7 protein-coding genes are annotated in these 5994 nt (G+C 65.9%); 5 read left to right on the forward strand and 2 right to left on the reverse strand.

Going from position 1 to position 5994, the window contains the following annotated elements:
* Together ACN269_RS32530 and ACN269_RS32535 are read right to left on the reverse strand one after the other, a co-directional pair.
* On the reverse strand, positions 1-284 hold a 284-nt coding region (locus tag ACN269_RS32530), incomplete at its 3' end, for a TetR family transcriptional regulator (protein ID WP_421476831.1).
* Positions 285-332: 48 nt separating this feature from the next.
* On the reverse strand, positions 333-1007 hold the full coding sequence (locus ACN269_RS32535; RefSeq protein WP_421476833.1) for a TetR family transcriptional regulator: 675 nt from the start codon (positions 1005-1007) through the stop codon (positions 333-335).
* Between the two features lie 551 nt (positions 1008-1558).
* Here ACN269_RS32535 and ACN269_RS32540 point away from each other — a divergent pair.
* From ACN269_RS32540 to ACN269_RS32560, 5 genes are all read left to right on the forward strand, one after another.
* Entirely contained in the window at positions 1559-2488 is a 930-nt protein-coding gene (locus ACN269_RS32540; RefSeq protein ID WP_421476835.1) for a hypothetical protein, read from the forward strand.
* Positions 2489-2597: 109 nt separating this feature from the next.
* Positions 2598-3443, forward strand: a complete 846-nt coding sequence (purU, locus tag ACN269_RS32545) for a formyltetrahydrofolate deformylase (protein ID WP_421476842.1) — start codon at positions 2598-2600, stop codon at positions 3441-3443.
* A gap of 48 nt (positions 3444-3491) precedes the next feature.
* Positions 3492-3944 carry a MaoC family dehydratase gene (locus ACN269_RS32550; protein WP_421476837.1) on the forward strand — a complete coding sequence of 151 codons (453 nt, stop codon included), beginning with the start codon at positions 3492-3494 and terminating at the stop codon, positions 3942-3944.
* Between the two features lie 73 nt (positions 3945-4017).
* On the forward strand, positions 4018-5373 hold the full coding sequence (locus ACN269_RS32555; protein ID WP_421476839.1) for a flavin-containing monooxygenase: 1356 nt from the start codon (positions 4018-4020) through the stop codon (positions 5371-5373).
* The coding region (locus tag ACN269_RS32560) for an alpha/beta hydrolase (protein WP_421476840.1) at positions 5370-5994 on the forward strand (625 nt) is incomplete at its 3' end. The genes ACN269_RS32555 and ACN269_RS32560, both read left to right, overlap by 4 nt.

Genomic DNA, 5994 nt, shown 5'->3' on the forward strand with positions numbered 1-5994 from the left:
ATCTCGATGATGGTGAAACTGCCGTGGATGATTCCCTCTAGTGCGGGCGTAGGCGATTCGTGGACCCCGCGAAGGGCGTTGAGTACCGCTGCGCCGCCTTCGTCGATAATGTGTTCGGCGACAGTCTGCTTGGAGTCGAAGTGGTAATAGAACGCGCCCTTGGTGAGTCCGGCGTGTTCGATGATGTCACTCAGTCCGGTTGACGCATAACCGATCTCGCCAAAAAGATGCACCGCTGCGTCAACGATTCGACGCCTGGTCAACTCGGATCGGGCCTGCCGCACCAACCTTCAGATCCTCCGAGCTCATCGTGAACCGGCGCAGAGCCCTGATCATAGAGCATCGCGCTGAGCCAGCGCCGCCTTCTTGACCGCCAGAGCGGTGCGACGCTCGATGAACGTGGTCAGAAACCCGAGTCGGTCAGGCGCGGCGAACCCGGGAAGTGCCATCAGCCATGCGGTCCGCAGGTCGTCGAGAAAAACGTCGGGCTTGTCGATCACACTGGTGTGGCGCAGTCCGAGGTGCATCGACAGTAGGAAGCGCGCGATGTCCTCTGGCTTGTGGCCGGTGATGTCGCCGTCCGATATCGCACGTCTCGCGATGCCGGCGAGGGTACTGGCCCACTGGTTGAGCACCCGTTCCTGCAGGCCGTCGGTGCGACCGATCGATTCGAGCAGGTTCAGCGCGGCCCTGGCCATGTCATTGGTGAGGTCGTCAATCGCCGCCTGGAACACCACGTCGATCATGGTCTCCAGGCCGGACAATCCCTGCGCTGTCAACCCGTCAACCGTGGTTCGTCCGGTATCGGATTGGTGCTCGACGATGGCCGTCGCGAGCGCGTGCTTGGAACGAAAATGGAAGTACATCGCGCCCTTGGTGACCTCTGCGTCGGTGAGGATGTCATCGAGGCTGACCAGGCTGTAGGGTCGGCGCGCGAACTGCCGCGACGCGGCCTGGATGATCTGCAGGCGGGTGAGGTCTGCGCGCCTGTCCAGCTGGTCGGTCACTGCCGCATCCCAGCCGCCGGACGATTGCGGCTGGTCGGCGGGGCGTGACACGAAGTGGTCATTTAGATCCAGTCTCTCACTGATGCGGCGGGTACCGCCGGATGGCAGGGCCGCTCGGCGCGAAGCTTCCTGGACGCTGCCATACTGCAGGTTATCGCGAACGCTGCAGGACATCCCAATGGTATGTAAAGTACGCCTCGTGATGACTAGCGGTTCGCAGGCGCGAACCCCGTTCTGGCCGCCGACGCCGCGGATTTGGGTGCGGTCGGCCGGGTCGTCAACGCGCGTGCCGATGCACCTGCTGTGGCACCGTCTCAGCGTTGCCGAGCTGCCCGACAGCAAATCAATGGAGAGCGTCGGGTGGGCTGCCGCAACCTTGGCTCCACATCTTGAGACACGTCGTCGGACTGCGACGACGGAGATGAAAGCCCGTTGTGAACCACTCTGTGGTGGTAGTACTGTCTCGTTCGTCGGGGGTCGTCCAACGTCGGTCGACGTCGCTCGGTAGTTTCCGTCGACGTCAATTTGAGCAAACTGCAAGGTAGTTAACGGTGTTGTGGGATGACGAAGTCGATGTGATCTGCACCGGGTTCGGTGTCGGCGCACTGGCCAGCGCGGTCATCGCCGTGGACGCCGGCCTGGACGTGTTCATGGCACGACCGCAGATCGAGGTGCTGGCCAGCGGATCGGCCCAGCCGGGCCCCGGGATGCAGTGGCTCGGGCCCGCGCTGATTGATGCGGCTACCAGCGACTACTTCGCTGCGCTGACGGGCGACCTGGGGCCGCTCAACACCGCGCCGCACGATGTCAAGGTGCCGATGCGGGTGGTCGTCGCGCAGAGTTCGAGCGGCGATGACCGCGGGGTGGAACCGTTCTTCGGTGCGCGCTTGCGGGACTGGGCCCTCCGCTGCCTGGCCTCGCCCTACGGTTTCATGTACACCCGGCTGGGCGGCAACCAAGTGACGACAATGCGGTCTGGCGACGGCGAGACTGTCGAGGTGGCCCTGGTGGGGACGCTGGACACCAGCGCCGAGGTCGTCCGCCTTGACGCTGGGTCGCTCACCGAATGGTTGACCGGCCAGGTTCGGGACCGCTCCATCGAGGTGTCGAACAGCAGCCTGCAGCGGATCGTGTTTGACGACGGCGAGGTGGCCGGCGCAGTGTTCACCACGCCCGATGGACCGTTCGCGGTGCGCGCCCGCCACGGCGTCGCCGTTTCCGGCGGGGATTGGCAGCACCGCCTCGAGGCTCCCGGACTGCCAGCTCCGGGCGGACCGCTGCAAGTCGGGCTGGTTCGGCAGCCGGCCAGCAGGTTCGGTCGGCTGGAACTGCTCTCCGGCGATGACGGGCCGTTGCCGCTCCGGTCACGCTGTCAAGCGGGGAACCGCCAGCTTCCGCACGCACTGCGCGAGACCCGCGAGCCGCACTCACCGGCGCGCACATGCCGAAACGTTCACCGGTACCGGCCCGCGGGTCAGTAGCGCCGCAGGACAGCTCGCGCGTTTTGTGCCTGGCGGGGGAGATGACATTCTCGTGCAGGTGTCCAACGAATACCCGGAACCGGGCCGCGGCCAGCTCCCGGTGCGCGATATGGGCCGGCTGCTGCTGCGCTGTGCCGATCGCCCCGGCCTCGTGGCTGCCATCAGCACCTTCCTGACCCAGTCCGGCGCCAACATCGTCACCCTCGATCAGCACGCGACCGAGCAGACCGGCGGCACGTTCATGCAGCGCACCATCTTTCATCTGCCTGGACTGGCGGCCGCGCGCGATGGCCTGGAGCGGGACTTCGCCGAGCAGGTGGCAGCCCGGTTCGAGATGGACTTCCTGCTCACCGAGGCGGCCAAACCCAAGCGCGTGGCCATCATGGCGTCCCGGGAGGACCACTGCCTGCTGGACCTGTTGTGGCGTAACCGCCGGGGTGAACTCGACATGTCGGTGGTGTTGGTGATTTCCAACCATCCCGACCTGGCCGACCAGGTGAGGCCCTTCGGCGTGCCGTTCGTTCATGTGCCCTCCGCCGCCGACATCCGGGCCGAAGCCGAGGGGCGCCAACTGGATCTGTTGCGGGGAAACGTCGACCTGGTGGTGTTGGCCCGCTACATGCAGATCCTGAGTCCCGAGTTCCTCGCCGCGGTGGGCTGCCCGGTGATCAACATCCACCATTCCTTTCTGCCGGCCTTCATCGGAGCGGCGCCGTACCGCCGGGCCAAGGAGCGCGGCGTCAAACTCGTGGGCGCGACCGCGCACTATGTCACCGACGAACTCGATGACGGGCCGATCATCGAGCAGGATGTGGTCCGGGTCGACCACCGGCACACCGTCGAGGATCTGATGCGGCTGGGTTCCGATGTGGAGCGGTTGGTGTTGGCCCGGGCGGTGATGTGGCACTGTCAGGACCGCGTGATCAGGTACGGCAACCAGACCGTAGTCTTCTGAGCTGATCCCACGCAGGCGAAGCGCCGCGGCGTTCGAGAGGAGCAGGGCATGAAGGTCTTCAACGGTATCGAGGAGTTCGCCGCCGCCGAGGGCACCGAACTCGGGCCCACCGAGTGGATGGAGATCAGCCAGGAGCGGGTGAACGTGTTCGCCGACGCCACCGACGACCACCAGTGGATCCACATCGATCCGGACAAGGCCGCCGCCGGGCCGTTCGGCGGCACCATCGCCCACGGCCTGCTCACGTTGTCGTTGCTGCCGCACTTCATGCACCAGCTCTACCGCGTCGACAACGTCGCGATGGCGATCAACTACGGCTACAACAAGGTCCGGTTCATCACCCCGGTCCCGGTGGGGGCCCGACTCCGGGCCCGGGCGCAGGTCGCCGCGGTGGCGCAGCTCGACGGTGCGGTGCAGGTGACGATGGCCACCACGGTCGAACTCGAGGGTGCCGAGAAGCCGGCGGCGGTGGCCGAGTCGATCGTCCGCATCATGGGCTGACAGCTGTCAGCAGCTATTGGCGTACGTCAAAAACGCCTTGTAGTGTCCTGCATCACAACGAGAGGGGCACGTGATGGGGCAGGCAATCCCACGCACGGCGGTCATTGGCGCCGGCATCAGCGGTCTGACCGCCGGCAAGATGCTCAAGGACTACGGAGTCCCCTACACGACCTTCGAGACCTCAGACCGGATCGGCGGCAATTGGGCGTTCGGCAATCCCAACGGTCACAGCAGCGCCTACCGGTCGCTGCACATCGACACGTCTAAACACCGGCTGTCCTTGAAGGACTTTCCGATGCCGCAGCACTACCCGGCGTTTCCGCATCACTCCGACATCAAGGCATACCTCGACGATTACGCCGCTACGTTCGGCCTGCTCGACAACATCGAGTTCACCAATGGCGTGGCGCGTGCCCACCGCGTCGATGGTGGGGGCTGGCAAATCACCGACCAAGCCGGCGCCACCCGCGAATTCGACCTGCTGGTGGTGGCCAACGGGCATCATTGGGATCCGAGGTTGCCCGAGTTTGCAGGGACGTTCACCGGCGAGACCATCCACTCCCACCACTACATCGATCCGCAGACGCCGCTGCCGTTGACCGGTAAGCGGATCCTGATCGTCGGTCTGGGCAACAGCGCCGCCGACATCACCGTTGAACTGTCGTCGAAGGCACTGCAGAACACGGTGACGCTGTCGACCCGGTCCAGCGCCTGGATCGTGCCGAAGTACATCGCCGGTCAGCCCGGAGACAAGCTCTTCCGCACCACGCCGTACCTGCCGCTGTCCTGGCAGCGCAAGTTCGTCCAACTGATTGCCCCCATGCTGGGTGTGGATCCGCGGAATTACGGGCTGCCCGCGCCCAACCACAAGCTGTTCGAGGCCCATCCCACCCAGTCGGTGGAACTTCCGTTGCGACTCGGGTCGGGTGACGTCATCCCGAAACCCAACGTGGCCCGGCTCGACGGTGACACCGTGCATTTCGACGACGGCACCAGTGACCAATTCGATGCGATCATCTACGCCACCGGCTACAACATCACCTTCCCGTTCTTTGATCCGGGCGTGATCGATGCGCCGGACAACCACATTCGGCTCTACAAGCGAATGTTCAAGCCGGGGATGGATGATCTGGTGTTCATCGGTTTCGCGCAGGCCGTTCCCACCCTGTTCCCGTTCGTGGAATGCCAGTCACGGCTGCTGGCCGCCTACGCGGTCGGACGTTACGCGCTGCCGCGGGTCGACGAGATGGAGCGGGTGATCGACGCCGACCAGCGGTTGCACGCCGGCCATTGCATCGACCGGCCGCGGCACACTCAGCAGGTCGACTACTTCTACTACGAGCACGACATCCGCGCCCGCGAGCTTCCGGCGGGCATCAAGCGCGCCCAGCACGTGCCGCAGCCGTCCTGGTCGGGGGCTGGGGTATGACGCACGCCGAGGTCGGCTTCTACTCCGCCGGACAACGCTGCGCCGGGTGGCATTTCTGCGGTGTTGAAGACGCTTTCGCCGGCGCTCGCGGTAGGCCGGCGGTGGTGCTGGGGCACGGCTTCGGGGGCACCATCGACGCCGGACTCGAGCAGTTCGCTGAGCGGTTCAGCGCCGCGGGTCTGGATGCATTGGCCTTCGACTACCGGGGCTTCGGCACCTCGGCCGGGCAACCCCGGCAACATGTTTCGGTGCACCGTCAGCTGCAGGACTATCGGGCCGCGGTAGCGGCCGCGCGGCGACTGCCTGGCGTCGACCCCAGCCGGATCGCGCTGTGGGGCACCTCGTTCTCCGGGGGCCACGTGTTGCGGGTGGCCTCGGAAGGATTGGGCGTGGCGGCCGTGGTGGCGATGACCCCGCTGACCAGTGGGGTGGCCGTCAGCCGGGCGGCGGTGGCGCACCGGGATGTGCTTTCGGCGCTGCGCTGGACCGTGGTGGGGGTCAAGAGCCGCATCGCGGTCGCCCGCGGGGGTGCCCCGACGCTGATGCCGCTGGTGGCGCATCCCGGCGAGCCGGGCGCGCTGGCCCTCGAGGGTGCCTACGAGAGCTACACGTCAATGGCGG

This window comes from Micromonospora sp. WMMD736 (assembly GCF_049179015.1).
Taxonomy (GTDB): Bacteria; Actinomycetota; Actinomycetes; order Mycobacteriales; family Micromonosporaceae; genus Micromonospora.

Excerpts from the sequence above, each read along its gene's own strand:
- ACN269_RS32555 (WP_421476839.1), top strand. The coding sequence starts at position 4,018 with ATGGGGCAGGCAATCCCACGCACGGCGGTCATTGGCGCCGGCATCAGC.
- ACN269_RS32550 (WP_421476837.1), top strand. The coding sequence starts at position 3,492 with ATGAAGGTCTTCAACGGTATCGAGGAGTTCGCCGCCGCCGAGGGCACC.
- purU (WP_421476842.1), top strand. The coding sequence starts at position 2,598 with ATGGGCCGGCTGCTGCTGCGCTGTGCCGATCGCCCCGGCCTCGTGGCT.